The 21,366-nt window shown below is 70.1% G+C and carries 21 protein-coding genes and 1 pseudogene; 7 read left to right on the top strand and 15 right to left on the bottom strand.

Going from position 1 to position 21,366, the window contains the following annotated elements; translation table 11 throughout:
• Positions 1 to 410: 410 nt before the first annotated feature.
• Positions 411 to 1,076, bottom strand: coding sequence for a DNA-3-methyladenine glycosylase (locus ACFC79_RS31230; RefSeq protein WP_376247094.1), 666 nt, complete (start codon positions 1,074 to 1,076; stop codon positions 411 to 413).
• Positions 1,077 to 1,149: 73 nt separating this feature from the next.
• On the opposite strand from ACFC79_RS31230, the gene ACFC79_RS31235 reads away from it, so the two are divergent.
• From ACFC79_RS31235 to ACFC79_RS31245, 3 genes are all read left to right on the top strand, one after another.
• Complete coding sequence (locus ACFC79_RS31235) at positions 1,150 to 1,932, top strand: sporulation protein (RefSeq protein ID WP_376247097.1); 783 nt, start codon at positions 1,150 to 1,152, stop codon at positions 1,930 to 1,932.
• A 275-nt stretch (positions 1,933 to 2,207) separates the two neighbouring features.
• Positions 2,208 to 2,741, top strand: a complete 534-nt coding sequence (locus ACFC79_RS31240) for a YbhB/YbcL family Raf kinase inhibitor-like protein (protein ID WP_376247100.1) — start codon at positions 2,208 to 2,210, stop codon at positions 2,739 to 2,741.
• 154 nt (positions 2,742 to 2,895) lie between these two features.
• Positions 2,896 to 3,402, top strand: a complete 507-nt coding sequence (locus tag ACFC79_RS31245) for an HNH endonuclease (RefSeq protein WP_376247103.1) — start codon at positions 2,896 to 2,898, stop codon at positions 3,400 to 3,402.
• Positions 3,403 to 3,463: 61 nt separating this feature from the next.
• Here the strand turns inward: ACFC79_RS31245 and ACFC79_RS31250 are convergent, their stop codons facing one another.
• From ACFC79_RS31250 to ACFC79_RS31265, 4 genes are all read right to left on the bottom strand, one after another.
• Positions 3,464 to 4,231: a sulfite exporter TauE/SafE family protein gene (locus tag ACFC79_RS31250; protein WP_376247105.1), complete on the bottom strand. Its 768-nt coding sequence runs from the start codon at positions 4,229 to 4,231 to the stop codon at positions 3,464 to 3,466.
• 62 nt (positions 4,232 to 4,293) lie between these two features.
• Positions 4,294 to 5,223: an SPFH domain-containing protein gene (locus tag ACFC79_RS31255; RefSeq protein ID WP_376247108.1), complete on the bottom strand. Its 930-nt coding sequence runs from the start codon at positions 5,221 to 5,223 to the stop codon at positions 4,294 to 4,296.
• 144 nt (positions 5,224 to 5,367) lie between these two features.
• On the bottom strand, positions 5,368 to 5,796 hold the full coding sequence (locus tag ACFC79_RS31260; protein ID WP_376247111.1) for an NfeD family protein: 429 nt from the start codon (positions 5,794 to 5,796) through the stop codon (positions 5,368 to 5,370).
• A 389-nt stretch (positions 5,797 to 6,185) separates the two neighbouring features.
• Positions 6,186 to 6,983, bottom strand: coding sequence for an ABC transporter ATP-binding protein (locus ACFC79_RS31265; RefSeq protein ID WP_376247114.1), 798 nt, complete (start codon positions 6,981 to 6,983; stop codon positions 6,186 to 6,188).
• Positions 6,984 to 7,126: 143 nt separating this feature from the next.
• Here ACFC79_RS31265 and ACFC79_RS31270 point away from each other — a divergent pair, with 143 nt between their 5' ends.
• On the top strand, positions 7,127 to 7,912 hold the full coding sequence (locus tag ACFC79_RS31270; protein ID WP_376247117.1) for a hypothetical protein: 786 nt from the start codon (positions 7,127 to 7,129) through the stop codon (positions 7,910 to 7,912).
• 288 nt (positions 7,913 to 8,200) lie between these two features.
• Here ACFC79_RS31270 and ACFC79_RS31275 read toward each other — a convergent pair whose 3' ends face one another.
• Positions 8,201 to 8,845 carry a response regulator gene (locus ACFC79_RS31275; RefSeq protein ID WP_376247120.1) on the bottom strand — a complete coding sequence of 215 codons (645 nt, stop codon included), beginning with the start codon at positions 8,843 to 8,845 and terminating at the stop codon, positions 8,201 to 8,203.
• Positions 8,838 to 9,983 carry a GAF domain-containing sensor histidine kinase gene (locus ACFC79_RS31280; protein WP_376247122.1) on the bottom strand — a complete coding sequence of 382 codons (1,146 nt, stop codon included), beginning with the start codon at positions 9,981 to 9,983 and terminating at the stop codon, positions 8,838 to 8,840. The genes ACFC79_RS31275 and ACFC79_RS31280 overlap by 8 nt, the downstream gene beginning before the upstream one ends.
• Positions 9,984 to 10,462: 479 nt before the next feature.
• Between ACFC79_RS31280 and ACFC79_RS31285 the strand changes: the two genes are divergently transcribed.
• Complete coding sequence (locus ACFC79_RS31285) at positions 10,463 to 11,188, top strand: transglycosylase SLT domain-containing protein (protein ID WP_376247125.1); 726 nt, start codon at positions 10,463 to 10,465, stop codon at positions 11,186 to 11,188.
• A gap of 94 nt (positions 11,189 to 11,282) precedes the next feature.
• Here ACFC79_RS31285 and ACFC79_RS31290 read toward each other — a convergent pair whose 3' ends face one another.
• The gene (locus ACFC79_RS31290) at positions 11,283 to 13,853 is read right to left on the bottom strand and encodes an FHA domain-containing protein (protein WP_376247128.1); all 2,571 of its coding nucleotides are present in this window, start codon (positions 13,851 to 13,853) and stop codon (positions 11,283 to 11,285) included.
• A gap of 296 nt (positions 13,854 to 14,149) precedes the next feature.
• Between ACFC79_RS31290 and serB the strand changes: the two genes are divergently transcribed.
• On the top strand, positions 14,150 to 15,406 hold the full coding sequence (gene serB / locus ACFC79_RS31295) for a phosphoserine phosphatase SerB (protein ID WP_376247131.1): 1,257 nt from the start codon (positions 14,150 to 14,152) through the stop codon (positions 15,404 to 15,406).
• Between the two features lie 69 nt (positions 15,407 to 15,475).
• Here the strand turns inward: serB and ACFC79_RS31300 are convergent, their stop codons facing one another.
• The 4 genes from ACFC79_RS31300 to ACFC79_RS31315 all read right to left on the bottom strand — a co-directional run bounded on the left by ACFC79_RS31300 (position 15,476) and on the right by ACFC79_RS31315 (position 17,957).
• Positions 15,476 to 15,994 carry a histidine phosphatase family protein gene (locus ACFC79_RS31300; RefSeq protein ID WP_376247134.1) on the bottom strand — a complete coding sequence of 173 codons (519 nt, stop codon included), beginning with the start codon at positions 15,992 to 15,994 and terminating at the stop codon, positions 15,476 to 15,478.
• A gap of 74 nt (positions 15,995 to 16,068) precedes the next feature.
• Entirely contained in the window at positions 16,069 to 16,275 is a 207-nt protein-coding gene (locus tag ACFC79_RS31305) for a hypothetical protein (protein ID WP_376247136.1), read from the bottom strand.
• Between the two features lie 213 nt (positions 16,276 to 16,488).
• Complete coding sequence (locus tag ACFC79_RS31310) at positions 16,489 to 16,599, bottom strand: SGM_5486 family transporter-associated protein (protein WP_376247267.1); 111 nt, start codon at positions 16,597 to 16,599, stop codon at positions 16,489 to 16,491.
• Positions 16,600 to 16,625: 26 nt separating this feature from the next.
• Complete coding sequence (locus ACFC79_RS31315) at positions 16,626 to 17,957, bottom strand: CynX/NimT family MFS transporter (protein ID WP_376247139.1); 1,332 nt, start codon at positions 17,955 to 17,957, stop codon at positions 16,626 to 16,628.
• 253 nt (positions 17,958 to 18,210) lie between these two features.
• Between ACFC79_RS31315 and ACFC79_RS31320 the strand changes: the two genes are divergently transcribed.
• Positions 18,211 to 18,885 carry a FadR/GntR family transcriptional regulator gene (locus ACFC79_RS31320; protein WP_376247142.1) on the top strand — a complete coding sequence of 225 codons (675 nt, stop codon included), beginning with the start codon at positions 18,211 to 18,213 and terminating at the stop codon, positions 18,883 to 18,885.
• Between the two features lie 114 nt (positions 18,886 to 18,999).
• On the opposite strand, the pseudogene ACFC79_RS31325 reads toward ACFC79_RS31320, so the two are convergent.
• The 3 genes and pseudogenes from ACFC79_RS31325 to fabG form a co-directional block, all read right to left on the bottom strand.
• Positions 19,000 to 19,310: pseudogene (locus ACFC79_RS31325) on the bottom strand (hypothetical protein).
• A 391-nt stretch (positions 19,311 to 19,701) separates the two neighbouring features.
• Entirely contained in the window at positions 19,702 to 20,469 is a 768-nt protein-coding gene (gene fabI / locus ACFC79_RS31330; protein ID WP_376247145.1) for an enoyl-ACP reductase FabI, read from the bottom strand.
• Positions 20,470 to 20,474: 5 nt separating this feature from the next.
• Positions 20,475 to 21,194, bottom strand: coding sequence for a 3-oxoacyl-[acyl-carrier-protein] reductase (fabG, locus tag ACFC79_RS31335; RefSeq protein WP_376247146.1), 720 nt, complete (start codon positions 21,192 to 21,194; stop codon positions 20,475 to 20,477).
• Between the last annotated feature and the right edge of the window lie 172 nt (positions 21,195 to 21,366).

Genomic DNA, 21,366 nt, shown 5'->3' on the forward strand with positions numbered 1-21,366 from the left:
ACTCTCCGGGCTTTCCTCCGGGCTTCTTCCCTTCGGTCTTGCGTTTCCGACTCTATCAGACTCTTTTCAGTGTCCGATCCCCGGCCGAAGCGGGGCCGCTTTCCAGTTCCACGCTTTCGCGTTTCCCTTTCCGGCGATTCCAACCCTACCAGATTCTTTTTCCGTCCCGTTTCCGGTTCGGAATTCAATTCCGGTCGACCGTTGGAGTGGCCTTTGCCTTTCGGCGCGTCCGCTACGTTAACCGATTTCTCGATCGACTCATAATCGAGTCGATCATCCCGAATTGCGGCATGTCGAACTCCCACCTTGAAGGTGTGAGTCGTAGGTAGTGGTTTGCCGTTTCAGGATGTTTCGTTGCGACTGGATGGACCGCGTCGACAACAGCACCTCTTCAAACGGCTCGGATCACATTAGGTCGTTCGCCCGGGTGAGTCAAGTTTCACTCGGCGGCGCGGTGCATGCGCCCGGTAGGGGCTCACCGTGGGGTCGCCGTCGATCCAGAAGCGCCAGGGGTGGGCGGCTCCGTCGCCGCCGACTCCGGTACGCGGACCGTTGCGTACCCGGTCACGGGGTGGTGGGGTGCCGTGCAGCACGGACAACGCGGCCCCGGGGTGGGAAATGACGTCGGCGCCGTTCAGTGCGCGGTCGATGTCCAGCGCTGTGGCCAGCCGGGCCGGCCCCTTGGCCAGTTCCTTGTCATGACGGGCCGCGCCCCGGCGTCCGCGGGTGAGCTCGGCCCCCACCCGGACCTCGCCCGCACGGAGCAGAACACCACTGGCCATGTCCTCCGGTCCGCACACCAGGTTGAGGCAGTGCCACACGCCGTAGGTGAAGTAGACGTACGCGTGGCCGGGAGGTCCGTACATGACCTTGTTGCGCGAGGTGCGGCCCCGGAACGCGTGCGATCCCGGATCGATCTCCCCTGCGTACGCCTCCACCTCCGTGAGCCGGACTTCGATGGGGCCGTCGGGCGTGGCGCGTACGAGGGTGCGGCCCAGGAGGTCGGGGGCCACATCCAGCACGGGGCGGTCGAAGAAGTCGCGCGTCAGCGGTGTACGTTCCAGGCCCTCGGTCATGGGGTTCGAGGGTACCGGGAACCGCTTGCTGTCCCGGCGCGTATCTAGGGGTCAGGATCAAGGAGGAGTGAACATGGGCTTCAAGCGGCTGCTCGCGAGTCTGGGTGCCGGTGGTGCTTCGGTGGAGACCGAGCTGACCGAACTCGACGTCGTACCGGGCGGGGTCGTCCAGGGCGAGGTGCGGGTCCAGGGCGGGAGCGTGGATCAGCAGATCGAGGGGCTCTCCGTGGGGCTGCAGGCCCGGGTCGAGGTCGAGGGACAGGACACGGAGACCAAGCAGGACATCGAGTTCACCAAGCTCCGTCTCGGCGGCGCGTTCGAGGTGCGGGCCGGTGCCGTGCATGTCGTGCCGTTCGGGCTCGAAATCCCCTGGGAGACGCCGATCACGGTGTTCGCCGGCCAGCATCTGCATGGCATGAACATCGGTGTGACCACGGAGTTGGAGATCGCACGGGCGGTGGACTCGGGCGATCTGGACCCGATCAACGTGCACCCGTTGCCGGCGCAGGAAGCGATTCTGAACGCCTTCGGACAGCTCGGTTTCCGGTTCCGCAGCGCGGACATGGAACGCGGTCATATCCGTGGCACGCGCCAGCGGCTTCCCTTCTACCAGGAGATCGAGTTCTACCCGCCGGAGCAGTACCGCGGACTGAACCAGGTGGAGGTGTCGTTCGTCGCGGACGATCGCGAGATGGACGTCGTCCTGGAGATGGACAAGAAGCCGGGTCTCTTCAGCGAGGGCAGCGACACGTACCGCTCCTTCGAGGTCGGGCTGAACGACTTCCACGGAACCGACTGGGCGGCGTACCTCCATCAGTGGCTCGCCGAGGTCGGCGGCCGGCGCAACTGGTTCTAGGGCCGTGACCGGCAATGTCGGCCCGCAAGGAGCGGCAGACATTGCCGGGAGCAGCACTGAGGGCTGTCCCGTCATCCGCGGTGGATCGGCGCGCGGCGTCGGATGTGGTGCATCGCAAGGCGGAGGGGCGCCCGCATACGGGACGTATACGGGCATGCCGACAACACGGCGAGGAGCCCCATCCGTCGTCGCGCGCCCGCCGGGGAGGACGGGACAGCCCTTAGGGTCGGAGCAGACCTGCTGACAGCAGGCGATCGATCAGGAGAGGTGCTGACGTGACCGAGCCGAACAGGGCGCCGCTGCCGCACGACTTCCACCCCGAGGTGCCGTCGTTCACCGTGGCGAGCGACGATCTCGCCCCCGGGGCCGTGCTGGCGGACGCGCAGGTGTTCGCGGCCGGGAACACTTCGCCGCAGTTGCGGTGGGAGGGATTCCCGGCGGGGACCAAGAGTTTTGCCGTTACCTGCTTCGATCCGGATGCCCCCACGGGCAGCGGGTTCTGGCACTGGGTGCTCTTCGACATCCCGGCGTCGGTCACGGAGCTGCCGTCCGGTGCGGGCAGTGGCACCTTCGGGGGACTGCCCGTCGGTGCCGTACACGTCCGCAACGACTACGGGTCGAAGGACTTCGGAGGCGCCGCGCCGCCGGCCGGGGAGAACCACCGCTACGTCTTCACCGTGTACGCGGTCGACACCGAGAAGCTGGGTGTCGACAGCGATGCCTCGCCCGCGGTCGTCGGATTCAATCTGCGCTTCCACACGCTGGGCCGTGCCCAGCTGATCGGTGAGTACGCGGCCCCCGCCGAGTAGCCGCCGGAACCTGACGTTCCCCTGCTGTTCGCCCTGTCCTGGTCCTGAGGAGACCGGGGCAGGGCAGTTTTTATTGCGTTGTCCCCCGCAGCCCGCACGTCCAGAGTTGATCCGGGCCTGCCAGGGGGCGGGCGGCACACGGGAGGTGGGCGAGATGCGGGACACGCTGGTGCTGAACGCGAGCTTCGAGCCGCTGTCGACGGTGACGCTGAACCGTGCGGTGGTGCTGGTACTCCAGGACAAGGCCGTCGTCGAGCAGTCGCATCCCGATCTCCGCATGCGCGGCGCCGCCGTGGACATTCCGGTGCCGAGGGTGATCAGGCTCTGCCGCTACGTACGGGTGCCGTTCCGAAGACAGGCCCCGTGGTCCAGAAGGGGGGTGCTGGTGCGGGACCAGCACCGGTGCGCGTACTGCGGGCGGCGGGCGAGCACCGTCGACCACGTGGTGCCGCGCGCCCAGGGCGGCCAGGACACCTGGCTCAACACGGTCGCCTCCTGCGCGGAGGACAACCACCGCAAGGCGGCCCGGACGCCGGAACAGGCGGAGATGCCGCTGCTGCGGCAACCGTTCGTGCCGTCCCCGGCGGAGGCGATGCTGCTGGCGATGGGGGCCGGTGAGCGGTCGGCGCTCCCCGAGTGGCTGGATCGCACCGCGGCGTAGCCCGCCCAAGCGTTTCGTCGGACCGGAGGCCCCTCTCCCCGCGGAGACGGGCCTCCGGTCGTCAGCGGAGCAACAGTTGGACGATGGCGACCGTGCCGACCGCGACGATGAGCGCACGCAGCACGGCGGGGCTGAGGCGGCGGCCGACCCTGGCGCCGATCTGGCCGCCCAGTGCCGAGCCGACCGCGATCAGCACGACGGCCGTCCAGTTGAAGTCCGCGACGAAGAGGAAGAAGAGCGCGGCGATGCTGTTGACCACCGCGGCCAGGACGTTCTTGACTGCGTTGAGCCGCTGCATGGTGTCGTCGAGCAGCATGCCCATCAGGGAGAGGTAGATGATCCCCTGAGCGGCGGTGAAGTAGCCGCCGTAGACGCTGGCGAGCATCAGCCCCACGAAGAGGAGCGGGCCGCCGTCGGCGCGGGCGGGCCGGCCGTCGCGGTCGCGCCGCCGCTGGACGGCGTGGCTGATGCGTGGCTGCAGGATGACCAGGACGAGGGCCAGGGTCACCAGGATCGGGACGATCGTCTCGAAGGCCGTGGACGGCAGGGCCAGCAGCAGGGTGGCCCCGGTGAGACCGCCGATCAGAGCGCCGACGGCGAGCTTGAGGACCCGGCGGCCCTGCCCCGCGAGTTCCGCGCGGTACCCGATGGCGCCGCTGATCGATCCGGGGATCAGACCGAGCGCGTTGGAGACGGTGGCGGTGACCGGGGGCAGGCCGGTGGCGAGCAGTACGGGGAAGGTGATCAGCGTTCCGGAGCCGACGATCGTGTTGATCGTTCCGGCGCTGATGCCCGCCGTGAAGACGGCGAGCATCTCCCAGATGGTCATGGCGACTCCCCCGTGCATGGTCGATGCGTGGTGCACTGATCATGCACGAGGGCATGTACGCATCATTCGACCGGGGGCTGCTCCCTGCGCTCCTTGCCGGTGTCGAAACCGGGGGCGCCGTTGCCGAGGTTGCCGAAGGCGCCGCTGAGGCCCTTGAGGGCGTCCCCGATCTCGCTGGGCACGATCCAGAGCTTGTTGGCATCGCCCTCGGCGATCTTCGGGAGCATCTGGAGGTACTGGTACGAGAGGAGCTTCTGGTCCGGGTCACCGGCGTGGATGGACTCGAAGACCGTACGGATGGCCTGGGCCTCGCCCTCCGCGCGCAACGCCGACGCCTTGGCCTCACCTTCGGCGCGCAGGATCGCGGACTGCTTCTCGCCCTCGGCGGTGAGGATGGCGGACTGCCTGGTTCCTTCGGCCTGGAGGATCGCGGCGCGCTTGTCCCGGTCGGCGCGCATCTGCTTCTCCATCGAGTCCTGGATGGAGGTGGGCGGTTCGATCGCCTTGAGCTCGACGCGGTTGACGCGGATGCCCCACTTGCCGGTCGCCTCGTCGAGGACTCCGCGCAGGGCGGCGTTGATCTCCTCGCGGGAGGTCAGCGTCCGCTCCAGGTCCATGCCACCGATGATGTTGCGAAGGGTGGTGACGGTGAGCTGCTCGATCGCCTGGATGTAGCTGGCGACCTCGTACGTCGCGGCCCGGGCGTCGGTCACCTGGTAGTAGATGACCGTGTCGATGTTCACCACCAGGTTGTCCTGGGTGATCACCGGCTGGGGCGGGAACGGGACGACCTGTTCACGCAGGTCGATGCGGTTCCTGATGGTGTCGATGAACGGAACCACGATGTTCAGGCCCGCGTTGAGCGTGCGGGTGTAACGGCCGAAGCGCTCCACGATGGCGGCGCTGGCCTGCGGGATGACCTGGATCGTCTTGATCAGGGCGATGAAGACGAGCACCACCAGAATGATCAGGACGATGATGATCGGTTGCATCGTGTTCCCTCATTGCCCTTCGGTTGCCTACGGATCGTGGTGATCGAGGTCGGGATCGCGGGTGTGTGAGTGGATGCGGAGCCCGATCTCATGATGATCGACTTCGAGTCTGACAGAACGTGCGCTGTGGTGTGGGCAGTTCGGTCACATGACGACCGCCGTGGCTCCGTCGATGTCGACGACGTCGACCTGTTGGCCCGGGTCGAAACTCTGGTCCCCGTCGAGTGCGCGGGCCGACCAGATCTCCCCGGCGAGCTTGATCCGGCCGCCATTGCTGTCGACCCGTTCCAGGACGACGGCCTGACGGCCCTTCAGTCCATCGATGCCGGTGGCCAGTTGGGGCCGGTCGGCACGGTGCCTGGTGGCGATCGGGCGGACCACGGCGATCAGCGCCACGGAGATCACGACGAAGACCAGCACCTGGGCCACGAGCCCGCCGCCGAGCGCCGCGACGACCGCGGCGGCGATCGCTCCGACGGCGAACATGCCGAATTCGGGCATCGCGGTCAGGACGAGCGGGATGCCCAGTCCCGCCGCACCGATCAGCCACCACACCCACGCGTCGATGTCCACGTGGTCATGGTAGGACCGTGACCGCCCTCACGGACAGTCCGCAAGCGGACAGCCGTCGTGCACACCTCGCGGCCGGGTCGGCTGGTGCGGTCGGATCGGCTGGTGCGAGGACACGGCCCGGCCCCGGTTCCGGACCGTGTCCTCGCACCGGCTCCGCCCGGCCGGAGACCGGGCCGTGCCGCGTCCGGTGCGTGCGATCGCACGGCGGAGGAGCGTCCTTCGTACCGGATGCCGGAGGAGCCTTCTCGTACCGCGTGCACGAGGACGGCTCCGACGACGCGGCGGGCCATGGGGACTCGCCTGTTCGAGCGAGGCCGGGAGCGTGGGGAGGCGGACGGCGTGGGGAAACTGCCGACGTCGGACGCCCGCCGGGGATTGCGGGACGGCCCTCAGGCGAGCGGGAGTCCGTGGGCCGTGTAGCGGTCGCCGGTGCGCTCGACGACGAGCGGCAGGCCGAAGCAGAGGGAGAGGTTGCGGGAGCTGAGCTCGGTCTCCATGGGGCCCGCGGCCAGCAGCTTGCCCTGGCGGATCATCAGGACGTGGGTGAAGCCGGGCGGGATCTCCTCGACATGGTGGGTGACCATGATCATGGAGGGGGCGTAGGGGTCGCGGGCCAGCCGGCCGAGGCGACGGACCAGATCCTCGCGGCCCCCGAGGTCGAGTCCGGCGGCGGGCTCGTCGAGGAGCAGCAGTTCGGGGTCGGTCATCATGGCGCGGGCGATCAGCGTCCGCTTGCGTTCGCCCTCCGACAGGGTGCCGAACCTGCGGTCGAGGTACTCGTTCATGCCGAGGCGGTCGAGGAAGGCACGGGCGCGCTCCTCGTCGACGGCCTCGTAGTTCTCGTGCCAGGTGGCGGTCATGCCGTAGGCGGCGGTGAGCACGGTCTGCAGAACGGTCTGACGCCTGGGCAGCTTCTCGGCCATGGCGACGCCCGCCATACCGATGCGCGGGCGGAGTTCGAAGACGTCGGTGCCGACACCGCCGAGTTGCTCGCCGAGGACTCTGACGGTGCCGGTGCTCGGGAAGAGGTAGCTGGACGCGATGTTGAGGAGGGTGGTCTTGCCCGCGCCGTTCGGGCCGAGGATGACCCAGCGCTCCCCCTCCTTGACCTGCCAGGAGATGTCGTCCACCAGGGCGCGTCCGTCGCGGACCACGGATACGTCCACCAGCTCCAGTACATCGCTCATGGCGCGTTGTCTCCCCATGCAGTGTCGAGATCGTCGCGTGCCTGTGGGCACAGCTCCCAGGAAAATCTACGCCACCACGGGTGTGTGCCCGGCGCTGGGCCCGAATGCCGACGGGCCGGCGGCCGGTTCCCTAGGCTGTCCCCATGCTTTCGGAACCACGCTCAGGGCTGCTGGCCGCTTGGGGAAACGCGCTTCTCGCGGGACTGGTGTCCCCGGACGACGCCGTACTCGCCATTGTCGGGGAGGACTCGGTGCACCGGGTGGCGGGGCTGCCGGGCGAAGCGGGGCCGGTGGGGCTCACGCTGGCGCTCGGGCGGCTGCGGGGGTTGGGCGTGACCGGATTCCGGGTCGCGTTGCCGGCTTCCGGGCATCCGCTGGGGCTGAGCGGTCCGCCGGAGTTCAACGCGCGGGCCCTGGAGGCCGAGGAGGCGGTGGTGGCCTTCGGTGCGCCGTACGGGCTGGTTCCCGAGGTGACCGAGCGGGGGCCGGCCGGGGATCTGCACGTCGAGGTGGAGTGGCACTGTCTTCCGGTACGGGAGGCTCCGCCCGCCGACGTGCCGTCGCTGGGCGAGGCCGAACGGGAACTCGCGGAGGCGATGCGGGACGCCACGGCGGTGCTCTCGCGGCTGGACGTGGCCGGTTCCGGTCCGGTGGCGGAGGCGGCGGTGGATGCGTACCGGGCACGGACGGAACGGGGCCGCGAGGTGCTGGCCCCCGGGTATCCGCCGCGGGCGGTCCGGGTGCTGGAGCTGGCGCAGCGGGTCGGGCTGCTGATCTCGGTGGCGCACGGGAACGGGCACGGCGGGGCGGTGAGCGCGTCGGAGATCGCGGCACGGGCGGAGGCGCTGCGGCCGGTGGAACGGGTGGCCCGGCGGGCGCAGGTCGCCGCGTACAACGCGTATGTGGAGGAGCGCGAGCGGGAGCGGTAGGGGTGGCACGGCCGGAACCTGCGGGGTCCGGCCGCAGCCGTGGTGGTGCTCGACGCGGGGACCCGCCAGGGCCGCACGGCGTCGGCCTCGGCCGACGGCTCCGGCGAATCCCGCGGCTCCGGCGGTTCCGGGCGCTTCCGCAGCTCCGGCGGTTCCCGCGGGGTTGCCATCGGCGATCACGGTGCCGACGGCGGCGGCTCCCTTCGGGTTCTTCGCCGCGGCGCCCTTCCGATGTGGCTGCGGCGAGCCACATCGGCACCGCCGGGGAACCGCCCCGGGGTGGGCCGGTCAGCCGGCCGCCCCGTGCCGTACGGCCCACAGGGCGGCCTGGGTCCGGTCCGAGAGGTCCAGCTTCATCAATATGTTCGACACGTGCGTCTTGACCGTCTTCTCGGAGAGGACGAGGGCCCGCGCGATCTCGCGGTTGGAGCGGCCGTCGGCGATCAGGCCCAGCACCTCCCGTTCCCGTTCGGTGAGGGTGCTTCCCCGGCCCGTGCCGCCGCTCGTGTCGTCCTGGGCGAGCAGTGCTCCCGCCACCTCCGGCTGGAGCAGCACGTGGCCCGCGTGCACCGAGCGGATGGCCCCGGCCAGGGCGTCCGGGTCGACGTCCTTGTACACGTAGCCGGAGGCGCCGGCCCGTAGCGCGGGCACCACGGTGCGCTGCTCGGTGAAGCTGGTGACGATGAGGACCCTGGCCGGGTTCTCCAGCTCGCGGAGCCTGCGCAGGGCCTCGATCCCGTCGGTGCCGGGCATCTTGATGTCCATCAGGACGACATCGGGGCGGAGCTCCTCGGTCCTGGCGACCCCCTCGGCGCCGTCGGATGCCTCACCGACCACTTCTATGTCGTCCTGGACCTCCAGGAACGTGCGCAGACCCCGGCGGACCACCTGGTGGTCGTCGACCAGCAACACCCTGATGTTCTTGTCAGCCACCGGGCACCTCCATCTCGATCGTGGTGCCCCTGCCGGGCGCCGAATCAACGGTGAGTCGTCCGCCGACCCCGCTCGCGCGGTCCCGCATCGACACCAGGCCGAGGTGGCGGCCCGCCTCCCGGGTCGCCACGGGTTCGAAGCCGCAGCCGTCGTCCGCGATGCGCAGCAGCGCGCCGCTGCCGTGCCGGGTCAGCGTCACGTCGACGTGTTCGGCACCGGAGTGGCGCAGCGCGTTGTGCAGGGACTCCTGGGAGACCCGGAGCAGCGCTTCCTCCTGGGCTGCGGGAAGCGCGCGGATGCCCTGGCTCTCGAAGGTGACCCGGGCCGTGTGGGCGCGGTCCAGGACCTGAATCTGGGTGCGCAGCGTGGCGACGAGGCCGTCCTCGTCGAGTGCGGCCGGGCGGAGTTCGACGACGGCGGCGCGCAGTTCGTCCACGGCTTCCGCGGCGAGCGCGGCGACCTGGTGGAGCTCGCCCTTGGCACGGACCGGATCGCGGTCGATCAGGGTGGTGGCGGCCTGGGCCGTCAGCCGCAGCGAGAACAGCTTCTGGCTCACCGCGTCGTGCAGCTCGTGGGCGAGCCTGGAGCGCTCCTCGGCGATGGTCAGCTCCCGGCTGCGTTCGTAGAGCCGGGCGTTGGTGAGGGCGATCGCCGCGTGCTGGGCGAGGATCGACAGCAGTTCCTCGTCCTGGGCGGTGAAGCCGCAGCTGCCCTCGGGCTTCGAGCAGCGTTTGTTGGCGAGGAAGAGCGCGCCGATGATCTCGGCGCCGTCCCGGATGGGCAGGCCGAGGAAGTCGGACATGTCGGGGTGGGCGGCGGGCCAGCCCCCGAAGCGGGGGTCCTTGCGGACATCGGCGAGACGTTCGTGCTTCGCCTCGTGCAGCATCGCGGCGAGGATGCCGTGCTGCCGGGGCAGCGGGCCGATGGCCTTCCACTGCTCGTCGCTGACGCCGTCGACGACGAACTGGGCGAAGCCGCCGTGGTCGTCGGGGACGCCCAGAGCGGCGTACTCGGCGTCCAGCAGTTCGCGCGCGGAGGCGACGATCGTCTTCAGGACGTCGCGCACTTCGAGATGCCTGCTCATGGCGAGCAGTGCGGCACTCACCGCTGCGAGGCCCGACGGGGGGCGATGGCTCATGGCCTCACCGTACAAGTGGGGCACGGTCGCCGTATCCGCCCGTGGACGGCTGTGGCCCGGGACTCCGGGACTAGGTCGCACCGCCGTCCGCCGTCCGGTTCCCGGGCGGCGGACTCTCGGGCGGGTGCGGGGCGGTCTCGGTGGGGGATCGTCGCGGGGCCGGGTCGCACATCGCCTCACACTCCGAGTTGCTTGAGCAACGATTCGTGAGTTCGTGGTCCGGTCGGTGTGAGGCCGGGCATAGGACGCACATCACTTACGAAGTCCGCTAGTGGGCACATAAGTGCCAGATCAGTGGGCATAAGCGCGGATCGCCACGGCCGGGCGGGGCCGGGTGCCACTACCCGGGGTCGTACGTCACACCTTTGCCACCCGATTTTGCCGTCGCTAAGAATTGCTCTCGTCCCCGACGGAGATGCGAACCCGCTCCCGTCTTCGTCCTCCGTGAGGACCCCCGCGATTCGAAGAGGTATGCCTGCATGTCCGTGTCCAGCATCCCCGGCCGTCGTAGTCGTCTGAACAAGAACCAGAAGCTCTCGATCGCGGGTATCGCCGCCGTCGCCGCCGCTTCCCTCTCGCTCTCGCTCGTCCCCGCCAACGCGGAGTCCAAGTCCGGGGCCGAGGCCGACGCCACCGTGTCCGCCGCCCCCGTGGCGTTCACGTCGACCGTCGGCACGCCGCAGGCCAAGGCACTGCAGGCCAGCTTCATCGAGAAGCACTCCACTGCCGAGAAGCTGGTGAAGGCCGCCGACCTGGCCCGGGCCAAGCAGGCCGCCGCGAAGACGAAGGCCGACGAGGCCAAGAAGGCCCGGAGCGAGGCCGTCGCCGAGCGGAACACCCAGACGCGGGCCGCCAGCCGCTCCGAGACCCGCGCCCCGGTCTACGCGAACAACCTGAACGGCTGGATCCGGCAGTCCCTGGACATCATGAAGTCGCGCGGCATCCCCGGCTCGTACGACGGTCTGCACCGCAACATTCTGCGGGAGTCCTCCGGCAACCCGAGCGCGGTCAACGGCTGGGACATCAACGCCAAGAACGGCACCCCGTCCCGCGGGCTGCTCCAGGTCATCCAGCCGACGTTCAACGCGTACCACGTCCCTGGCACCTCGTGGAACATCCACGACCCGGTCGCCAACATCACGGCCGCGGCCAACTACGCGGCCGACCGCTACGGCTCGATCGACAACGTCAACAGCGCCTACTGACCGGATCCGGACGTTTCCGGACCTCATGCGCGACGCCGGAGGGCGGCGCCCCGAATCGGGGCGCCGCCCTCCGGCGTCGCATACGGCGCGGTCGTTACTTGCGCATGACCTCCGGCTCGTGGCGGCGCAGCAGTCGCGCGACGGCGAAGCCGCAGATGATGCCGAGGACCAGCAGCACCGAGATGTCGATTCCCCACTGGGCCGCCGAGTGCTCCCAGAGCGGGTCCAGATCGGTCGGGTTCTTCGGGTCCCACGGCGCCATCAGGTGCGAGAGGTCGAGCGTCGTGGCCGCGCCGGCGATGGCCCAGCGGGACGGCATCAGCCAGGCGAACTGCTCCAGGCCCGGCGACCCGTACACCTGGAAGAGGATGCCGGTGAAGACGACCTGGACGATCGCGAACATGACCAGCAGCGGCATGGTCTTCTCGGAGGTCTTCACCAGCGAGGAGATGACCAGGCCGAACATCATCGAGGTGAAGCCGAGCACGATGATCGTCACGCAGATCTCGACGGCGGGCGGCATGAGGAGGCCCTCGTCCGGCAGCTTGCGGGTGGCGAAGCCGATGCCGCAGATGATGACGCCCTGGAGGGCGGTGATCGCACCGAGAACGATCACCTTGGACATCAGATAGGCCGAGCGGGACAGGCCGGTGGCCCGTTCCCGTTCGTAGATGACGCGCTCCTTGATCAATTCTCGTACGGAGTTGGCCGCGCCCGAGAAGCACATGCCGACCGCGAGGATCAGCATGATCGTTCCGGCGGCGCTGTTGAACCGGGACGGCGGCTCCGGCGGGGCGAGGCCGAACTTGGCCGGGATGACCACGCTGACGACGCCGAGCACGGCGGGCAGGATCACCATCAGGCCCATGAAGCCCTTGTCGGACGCGATCACCGAGAGGTAGCGGCGGATCAGGGTCCACAGCTGCGCCGACCAGCTCTGCGGCTTCGGCGGGCGTATCTGCTGCGGGGACGACATGTGGACCGGCTGGGCGGCGACGGCGTCGATGTCCGCGGCGTACATCTGGTAGTGCTGCGATCCGCGCCAGCGGCCGGCCCAGTCGTAGTCCCGGTAGTTCTCGAACGCGGAGAAGACGTCGGCCCAGGTGGTGTAGCCGAAGAAGTTGAGCGCCTCCTCCGGCGGCCCGAAGTAGGCGACGGCACCGCCCGGCGCCATGACCAGCAGCTTGTCGCAGAGGGCCAGCTCGGCCACGGAGTGCGTGACGACGAGGACCGTGCGGCCGTCGTCGGCGAGTCCGCGCAGCAGCTGCATGACATCGCGGTCCATGCCCGGGTCGAGGCCGGAGGTCGGCTCGTCCAGGAATATCAGCGAGGGCTTGGTGAGCAGCTCCAGCGCGACGGAGACGCGCTTGCGCTGGCCGCCGGAGAGCGAGGTGACCTTCTTGTCCTTGTGGATGTCGAGCTTGAGCTCGGCGAGGACCTCGTGGATACGGGCTTCGCGCTCGGCCTCGGTGGTGTCCGCGGGGAAGCGGAGCTTGGCCGCGTACTTGAGGGCCTTGGTGACGGTAAGTTCCTTGTGCAGGATGTCGTCCTGCGGGACCAGACCGATGCGCTGGCGCAGCTCGGCGAACTGCTTGTACAGGTTCCGGTTGTCGTAGAGGACGTCGCCCTGGTTGGCGGGCCGGTATCCGGTGAGCGCCTTGAGCAGGGTGGACTTGCCGGAGCCGGAGGGGCCGATGACCGCGACGAGCGACTTCTCCGGGACGCCGAAGGAGACGTCCTTGAGGATCTGCTTCCCGCCGTCGACCGTCACCGTGAGGTGGCGGGCGGAGAACGAGACCTCACCGGTGTCGACGAACTCCTCTAGCCGGTCGCCGACCAGCCGGAACGTCGAGTGACCGACGCCGACGATGTCGCTCGGCCCGATGAACGCGGAACCGGACTTGGCGAGCGGCTGACCGTTGACATAGGTGCCGTTGTGGGACCCGAGATCGCGGATCTCGAAGCGGCCGTCGGGCGTCGCGTGGAACTCGGCGTGGTGACGCGAGACCTGGAGGTCGGAGACGACGAGTTCGTTCTCCAGCGCACGACCGATGCGCATGACACGGCCGAGAGCGAACTGGTGGAACGTGGTCGGGCTGCGGTCGCCGTACGCCGACGGCGCCCCCGCGACACCGCCGGCCCCGCCCGCACCGGGGGTGTTCCCCATGCCCTGCTGGTGCGGGACCTGGGGCTGCTGCGGCTGCACGGGCTGCTGCGACGGCTGCCCGCCCTGCGCAGGCTGTTGCCAGCCCTGCTGCGGCTGCTGCGCGGCCGACTGCTGGTCCGGCCAGCCCTGCTGCGGTTGCTGCGCGGGGGGCTGCTGCGCACCCGCGCCCTGCGCGCCGTACGCATCGGCGCCCGCCGCGACGCCGAGGCTCAGCCGCGGTCCGTCCGTGGCGTTGCCCAGGTGCACGGCGGTGCCCGGCCCGATTTCCAGCTGCTGGATCCGTCGGCCCTGTACATAGGTGCCGTTCGTGCTGCCGTGGTCCTCGATGATCCAACCGCGGCCCCCCCAGCTGATCGTGGCGTGCCGCCACGACACCCTGGCGTCGTCGATCGTCAGGTCTCCCTGCGGATCGCGCCCCAGGGTGTACGACCTGGACGGATCGAGCGTCCAGGTTCTGCCATTCAATTCCAGTACGAGTTCCGGCACTCCGCGCCCCACATTGTCGTCCCCCGAGTGACCCCCGTCGCGGGGGGTCTAGGGATGCTGAACATCGTGGGGAACTATTCCAGGAGCAGTCCCGGATACGAAAGTCGGGCGGACCGCAGCCCTCGCCCGGTCCGGGGCGTCGCACCGCCGGACCGGAGGAACCGGGACGAAGGATCACGGAACGCATGTGTCCGCATACGGTCCGTCGCCACGCGCGCGACGGCCGTGACGGGCGGGACGCGACGTTCCGTCCGGTCCTCGGGACGGACCTCCGGCGCCGCGCGACGGACCGATACGGTGGAAGCACCATGAGCGCATCTCAGCCACCTCAGTCCTCCCTGTCTTCTGAGCCCTCTGAGTCTCATCGGGGCATCGACACACCCACCCTTCTCGTGAAGATCTTCGGGAAGGACCGGCCCGGAATCACCGCCGGGCTCTTCGACACCCTCGCCGCCTACTCGGTCGACGTCGTCGACATCGAGCAGGTCGTCACCCGCGGACGCATCGTCCTGTGCGCGCTGATCACCGCCCCCACCGCGGGCGGCACCACCGAGGGCGACCTGCGGGCCACCGTGCACAGCTGGGCGGAATCGCTGAAGCTCCAGGCCGAGATCATCTCCGGCACGGGTGACAACCGTCCGCGCGGCTGCGGCCGCTCCCACGTGACGGTGCTGGGACACCCGCTGACCGCGGAGTCGACCGCCGCCATAGCGGCCACGATCACCTCGACCGGCGGCAACATCGACCGGATCTTCCGTCTCGCGAAATACCCGGTCACGGCCGTCGAGTTCGCGGTCTCCGGTACCGGCACCGAGGAACTGCGGACGGCACTGGCGACGGAGTCCGCCGGAATCGGCGTCGATGTCGCCGTGGTGTCGGCCGGGCTGAGCCGCCGGGCGCAGCGGCTGGTCGTCATGGATGTCGACTCGACGCTGATCCAGGACGAGGTCATCGAGTTGTTCGCCGCCCACGCGGGCTGCGAGGACAGGGTCGCCGAGGTGACCGAGCGGGCGATGCGCGGCGAGCTCGACTTCGAGCAGTCGCTGCACGCGCGGGTCGCGCTGTTGGCGGGGCTCGACGCGTCGGTGGTCGACAAGGTGCGTGCCGAGGTGCGGCTGACGCCGGGGGCCCGCACGCTGATCCGCACGCTGAAACGTCTCGGCTACCAGGTGGGGGTGGTCTCGGGCGGGTTCACCCAGGTCACCGACGATCTGAAGGAACGGCTCGGGCTCGACTTCGCCTCCGCCAACACGCTGGAGGTGGTCGACGGGAAGCTCACCGGGCGGGTCGTCGGCGACATCGTCGACCGGGCCGGCAAGGCCCGTCTGCTGCGGAGCTTCGCCGCGCAGGCCGGGGTGCCGCTGGCGCAGACCGTCGCGATCGGTGACGGTGCCAACGACCTCGACATGCTGAACACCGCCGGTCTCGGGGTGGCCTTCAACGCAAAGCCGGTGGTCCGCGAGGCCGTCCACACAGCGGTGAACGTGCCGTTCCTGGACACCGTGCTGTATCTGCTCGGCATCACTCGCGAGGAGGTCGAGGCCGCCGACGGCGTCGACGGCTGAGGTGCCGCGGACGGCCTCGACTGCTCACGCGCTGCCCCCGACGGCTCGCGCCCGCCGCACGACGGCGGGTCAGTCGTTGGGGGTCCAGTACTCGACAAGCTTGCCCACGCCGTGCTCGGCGCTCTTCCAGGAGCCGGAGAACTCGACGACGGCGAAGGAGGCGGTCGGGAAGCCGCCCCGGTTCATCCGGGCGAGGGTGTCGCCCTCGGCGGATCCCGCGAGGGCGTCCGCGAGGGCGTGCATGCCCGGGTTGTGGCCGACGACGAGAAGGTCGCGCACATCGTCGGGGGTCTCGTCGATCAGTGCGATCAGTTCGCCGAGGGATGCCTCGTACAGCCTCTCCTCGTACACCGTCCGGGGGCGCTGCGGCATCTCGTGCACCGCGAGCTTCCACGTCTCGCGCGTCCTGACGGCGGTGGAACAGAGGGTGAGGTCGGGGACGATCCCGGAGTCGACGAGTTTGCGGCCCGCGACGGGGGCGTCCCTGCGGCCGCGTTCCGCGAGCGGCCGCTCGTGGTCGGAATCCTGCGACCATTCCGCCTTTGCGTGCCTGAGAAGGACGATCCTGCGAGGTGTGTCGACGCTCATGCACCTCAGCTTCGCACGAAACCCGCCGCCGGGCGCAGGGGGTTTGCGGGCTCGTGCACCGGACACGGCGGGCGTCAGCCGGTCAGCAGCTCGACGACGCGGGCGAACAACCGGCCGACCGCGGGATCGGCCGTCGCCGCATGCGCCTCACCGGGACTCACGACCAACAGCAGGAGCACGGCGAACATGATCGAGGGCAGCGCAATGGCCCACCACGGCAGTCGCACCTCGACTCCGTCCGTGGCCTGGTACGTGGACCGGGGCCGTGCAGGGGCCGGCATGTCCGCCTCCGTGAGGGGTCGGTGCGTGGGTTCTGACACCTACGAACCTACGGACGCCGGGGCGCCCGTCCCATCCGGTGATCCACCCACTTCCCCCTGACCCCGCCCCCCTAGGGGATGGTGGCGCCGGCCCCACCATCCCGCCCGGAGAGGACGGGTGGGCGGGCAACCGCTCGCGGGCGGAGCGCGGGATCCGGGCTGCCCCGGACCGGCTCAGGGCGAGGCGATCGAGGCGATCACCGCCACCACCACGCTGACGAGGAGCATTGCGCCCAGCACCAGGAGGAGCTTCTTCTGACCGTTCTGGGGATTCGGGTCGAGCACAGGAGACATGGGCTCAGTCTCGCATCTCAGCACTCGTCCTCGATCGTCCGGTCCCGCCCGGCCAGGAAACCTGCCGCCATCTGCGGCACCATGAGGCCGGCCATCAGCGCGATCGGCAGGCCCCAGCCGCCGCTGTGCTGGTAGAGGACGCCGACGAGCAGCGGACCCGGGATCGAGATGAGATAGCCGGTGGACTGCGCGAACGCGGAGAGCCGGACCACTCCGGCGCCGCTGCGCGACCGCATGCCGATCATGGTCAGGGCGAGCGGGAAGGAGCAGTTCGAGATGCCGAGGAGCAGCGCCCAGGCCCAGGCGCCCCCGGCCGGCGCGAGGTAGAGGCCCGCGTAGCCGATGAGGCCGCAGCTGCCGAGGAAGAGGACGATCGCGCCCTGGTTCCTCATCCGGGAGGCGACTCCCGGTATGACGAAGGCGAGCGGCACACCCATGGCCATGGTGACGGCGAGCAGCACCCCGGCGGTGCCGGCCGAGACTCCCGCGTCGCGGAAGATCTGCGGCATCCATCCCATGGTGATGTAGGCGGCGGTGGCCTGGAGGCCGAAGAAGCAGGCGAGGGCCCAGGCGGTACGGCTGCGGGTGATCCTGAGGCCCGGGGTGTCGCGGTGCGGGACGACGGCCTGCCCCGGGGCGCCGTTCCCGTCCCGTACGGAGGGGATCCAGGGCAGGATCGCGGCGGCGGCGAGCACGGCCCAGACGCCGAGACCCATCCGCCAGCTGCCCCCCAGTGCGTCGGTCACGGGTACGGTCACCGCGGCGGCGAGCGACGTGCCGAGGGCCAGGGCCATCGAGTAGAGCCCGGTCATGGTGCCGACGCGGTCCGGGAACCAGCGCTTGACGATCACCGGCATCAGGACGTTGCTGACCGCGATGCCCATGAGGGCGAGGGCGCTCGCGGCGAGGAACCCGGCCGTACCGCCGACCAGCGGCCGGATCACCAGGCCGCCGGTGATGGCGATCATGCCGACGCAGACGACGGCGGTCGGGCCGAAGCGGCGGGCGAGGCGGGGCGCCGTGATGCCGAAGACCGCGAAGCAGAGCGGCGGCACGGACGTGAGGACTCCTGCGACGCTGCCGCTCATGTGCAGACCGTCCCGGACCTCCTCCAGGAGGGCGCCGAGGCTGGTGATGGCGGGACGGAGGTTGAGCGCGGTGAGGACGAGTCCGACGACGACCAGCCGGAGCAGCCAGGGGGAGGGCGCGACGGCCGGGTCGGGGAGCGGGGCCGGATCGGCCGGGGACGCCGGGGACGCCGGGGGCGCGGTCGGGGCGTCCGTCGCAGCGACGGGGCTCAGGGTCCGGGTTCGGGTCCGGTTCTGCGGGCGGGTCTCGTCGTCGGGCATGAGGACATCATAGAATCATGGGATGATTGATTGTCCAATCGTCTGAGAACGGTCCGGAAACGGCCGGGGCCCGGGAATTCACCACTGTTTCCGGAACGTCTCGCGCCGTGCGTGCGCCCCGTACGCCCCCTCGCCCCGCGCGTCTCACGTGCACGGGGTGGCGGGCGGAGGAACGGCGCCCGTCGCGCACACGTTCCCAGCAGACCGCACCACCCAGCGAGAATCCCCTCCCCCGACCCGAGCAAGGAGCACCATGGCGCTGACGTCTCCGCGGCGTTCGGCACTCGCCGACCAGGTGATTGCCCAGCTGAGGAATCAGATCACTTCGGGCGAGTGGCCCGTGGGTTCGCGCATTCCCACCGAGCCCGAGCTCGTGGAACAACTGGGCGTGGCCCGCAACACGGTCCGCGAGGCCGTACGCGCGCTCGCGCACAACGGCCTGCTGGACATCCGGCAGGGCTCGGGCACCTATGTGGTCGCCACCAGCGAACTGGCCGGGGTCATGCACCGCCGGTTCGCCGCCGCCGATCCGCGGCACATCGCCGAGTTGCGTTCCACCCTGGAGTCGTCCGCCGCGCGCCTGGCGGCGGCCAGGCGCACCGAACGGGACATGAAGCAACTGGACGCGCTCGTGGCGCGCCGGGAGGAGACCTGGGCCGCGGGGGACGCCGAGGCGTTCGTGGCGGCGGACGCGACGCTGCACCTGGCCGTGGTCGCGGCCGCGCACAACGACGTACTGACCGGCCTCTACGCCGATCTGGGCGACCTGCTGCGCGACTACCTCAGGGGCGACGTGGGCCAGGAGCTCCGGCCGGAGGACCACATGGACCACGGCCGGCTGATCGAGGCGATCCGGTCGGGGGACGCCGAGACGGCGGCGGCCGAGGCCGCGAGCCACACGCTGGGCTGTCTCATGGACCGGGTGTGACGACCCGGGGAGCAGGAGGGAGCGGGGACGGCACGGCGCCGAGGGCGTGCGGTGGCACCGGGCCCATCGTCGCCGGGGCGCGCATCGGGGTACGCCTCGGGGATCGGAGACGTCTCAGACGTCGTCGAGACCCCGGTGCGTGACCCACACGGACCCGACCTCCGTCCAGCAGCGGTCGTCGATCCGGACGGTCCGTCCGGGGCCGACGTCGACGGCTGCGGCGTCCGCGTCCACGTCCACCAGCGCCGGCATTCGGTGTGCAGCTGGACGCGGTCGGTGGAGGGGTAGGGGTTGTGGCAGTGGACGACGACGCGCGAGCCCAGGACCGACGTACGGCACTCCGCCCCGGCGGGCTCCGGAGCGGGGGCGACCGGGACGGCCGCCCCGGTCCCCGCCCGCCCGGCCAGGGACACCCCGGCGGATATGCCCGCGGGGGGGGGCGACGAGTCCGGCGACGATCAGGGCGAGGGCCGTCGCGGCCCGGGGCGGATACGTGGGGAGCGCACGGCGACCTCCTTCCCGCGGCCCGGCCGGAAGCCCGGTTCCTCCACATTCTGCGGTGGATCGCCCGCCTTCTCGACCCGGGGGCGCGGACCCGTCGTCCCGCCCGGGAACCCGATGTCTCCTCGCCCGGTGACGCGCCGTCCGCCCGGTCGGGGAGGCCGGAGCCTTCCCGGACCGAGCGGCCGGTGCCGACACGCGACGGCCGCGCATCGCCTGTTCGGAGGCGATACGCGGCCGTCTCGCAGCCCGTTTCGTACGGGTCCCGTCCGGGAGTGCCGTGCGGGGCGACCCGCAGGCGGTTTCGTACGGGGGTCAGGCGCCCATCATGTGCACGCCGCCGTCGACGTGGATGATCTCGCCCGTCGTCTTCGGGAAGAAGTCGGAGAGCAGGGCGACGATGCCGCGGCCGGCCGGCTCCGGGTCCGCCATGTCCCAGGCCAGCGGGGAGCGGGTGTCCCACACCTTCGCCAGATCGGTGAAGCCCGGGATGGACTTCGCCGCCATGGAGCCGAGCGGCCCCGCCGAGACCAGGTTGCAGCGGATGTCGTCCTTGCCCAGGTCGCGGGCGAGGTAGCGGGAGGTGGCCTCCAGCGCCGCCTTGGCCGGACCCATCCAGTCGTACTGCGGCCAGGCGAACTGCGCGTCGAAGGTGAGGCCGACGATCGAGCCGCCCTCGCTCATCAGCGGCTTGCAGGCCATGGCGAGCGACTTCAGCGAGAACGCCGAGACGTGCATCGCGGTGGCGACGGACTCGAACGGGGTGTTCAGGAAGTTGCCGCCGAGCGCGTCCTGCGGCGCGAAGCCGATGGAGTGGACGACGCCGTCGAGCGAACCGAGCTCGTCGCGGACCAGACCCGCGAGCCGGTCCAGGTGCTCGGTGTTGGTCACGTCCAGCTCGATGACCTTGGCCGGCTTCGGCAGCTTCTTGGCGATGCGCTCCGTCAGCGTGGGCCGGGGGAAGGCGGTCAGGATGACTTCGGCGCCCTGCTCCTGCGCCACCTTGGCGGCGTGGAAGGCGATGGACGACTCCATCAGCACACCGGTGACGAGGATGCGCTTGCCGTCGAGAATTCCGCTCATGCTGATCAGTGACCCATGCCCAATCCGCCGTCAACGGGGATGACGGCTCCAGTGATGTACGACGCGTCGTCCGAGGCGAGGAAGCGCACCGCGGAGGCGACCTCCGCGGGCTGCGCGTAGCGGCCGAGCGGCACTTGGGCCACGATGCCCTTGCGCTGCTCGTCGGTGAGCACCTGAGTCATGTCGGTGTCGACGAATCCGGGTGCGACGACGTTGAAGGTGATGTTCCGCGAGCCGAGTTCACGGGCCAGCGACCGGGCGAAGCCGACAAGTCCCGCCTTGGACGCGGCGTAGTTCGCCTGTCCCGCCGAGCCGAGGAGCCCGACGACGGAGGAGATGAGGACGACGCGTCCCTTCTTGGCGCGCAGCATGCCGCGGTTGGCGCGCTTGACGACGCGGAAGGTGCCGGTGAGGTTGGTGTCGAGCACGGACGTGAAGTCGTCCTCCGACATCCGCATCAGCAACTGGTCCTTGGTGATACCGGCGTTGGCGACCAGTACCTCGACGGGGCCGTGCGCGTCCTCGATCTCCTTGTAGGCCTGCTCCACCTGATCGGCGTCCGTGATGTCGCAACGGACGGCGAGGCAGCCCGCCTCGGTGAGTTCCTGCGGGGGCTCGCCGGAGCGGTAGGTGATCGCGACCTTGTCGCCATTGGCGGCGAAAGCACGGGCGATGGCGAGGCCGATGCCCCGGTTTCCTCCGGTGACGAGAACCGAGCGGCTCAACGGATCACCCTTTCGATAGCGGTCTGGTACCTCGGAAACCTATCGGTACCACGCGCCCCGCGAGGAATCGGCCCCTGACAGCGCCGTACCCCGGGCACTGTGGGGTTCCTACATCACGCGTCGAACGGACACCCCAGGTGGCGGCCGGTCCGCCGAACGGCTCCGGGGCGTT

Origin of the sequence: Streptomyces sp. NPDC056061, from assembly GCF_042266885.1 — a bacterium.
Lineage (GTDB): Bacteria > Actinomycetota > Actinomycetes > Streptomycetales > Streptomycetaceae > Streptomyces.

Bases quoted from the DNA above. Each gene is read 5' to 3' on its own strand.
- ACFC79_RS31230 (WP_376247094.1), bottom strand. From the start codon at position 1,076: ATGACCGAGGGCCTGGAACGTACACCGCTGACGCGCGACTTCTTCGAC.
- ACFC79_RS31235 (WP_376247097.1), top strand. From the start codon at position 1,150: ATGGGCTTCAAGCGGCTGCTCGCGAGTCTGGGTGCCGGTGGTGCTTCG.
- ACFC79_RS31245 (WP_376247103.1), top strand. From the start codon at position 2,896: ATGCGGGACACGCTGGTGCTGAACGCGAGCTTCGAGCCGCTGTCGACG.
- ACFC79_RS31250 (WP_376247105.1), bottom strand. From the start codon at position 4,231: ATGACCATCTGGGAGATGCTCGCCGTCTTCACGGCGGGCATCAGCGCC.
- ACFC79_RS31255 (WP_376247108.1), bottom strand. From the start codon at position 5,223: ATGCAACCGATCATCATCGTCCTGATCATTCTGGTGGTGCTCGTCTTC.
- ACFC79_RS31265 (WP_376247114.1), bottom strand. From the start codon at position 6,983: ATGAGCGATGTACTGGAGCTGGTGGACGTATCCGTGGTCCGCGACGGA.
- ACFC79_RS31270 (WP_376247117.1), top strand. From the start codon at position 7,127: ATGCTTTCGGAACCACGCTCAGGGCTGCTGGCCGCTTGGGGAAACGCG.
- ACFC79_RS31280 (WP_376247122.1), bottom strand. From the start codon at position 9,983: ATGAGCCATCGCCCCCCGTCGGGCCTCGCAGCGGTGAGTGCCGCACTG.
- ACFC79_RS31285 (WP_376247125.1), top strand. From the start codon at position 10,463: ATGTCCGTGTCCAGCATCCCCGGCCGTCGTAGTCGTCTGAACAAGAAC.
- serB (WP_376247131.1), top strand. From the start codon at position 14,150: ATGAGCGCATCTCAGCCACCTCAGTCCTCCCTGTCTTCTGAGCCCTCT.
- ACFC79_RS31300 (WP_376247134.1), bottom strand. From the start codon at position 15,994: ATGAGCGTCGACACACCTCGCAGGATCGTCCTTCTCAGGCACGCAAAG.
- ACFC79_RS31305 (WP_376247136.1), bottom strand. From the start codon at position 16,275: ATGCCGGCCCCTGCACGGCCCCGGTCCACGTACCAGGCCACGGACGGA.
- ACFC79_RS31315 (WP_376247139.1), bottom strand. From the start codon at position 17,957: ATGCCCGACGACGAGACCCGCCCGCAGAACCGGACCCGAACCCGGACC.
- ACFC79_RS31320 (WP_376247142.1), top strand. From the start codon at position 18,211: ATGGCGCTGACGTCTCCGCGGCGTTCGGCACTCGCCGACCAGGTGATT.
- fabI (WP_376247145.1), bottom strand. From the start codon at position 20,469: ATGAGCGGAATTCTCGACGGCAAGCGCATCCTCGTCACCGGTGTGCTG.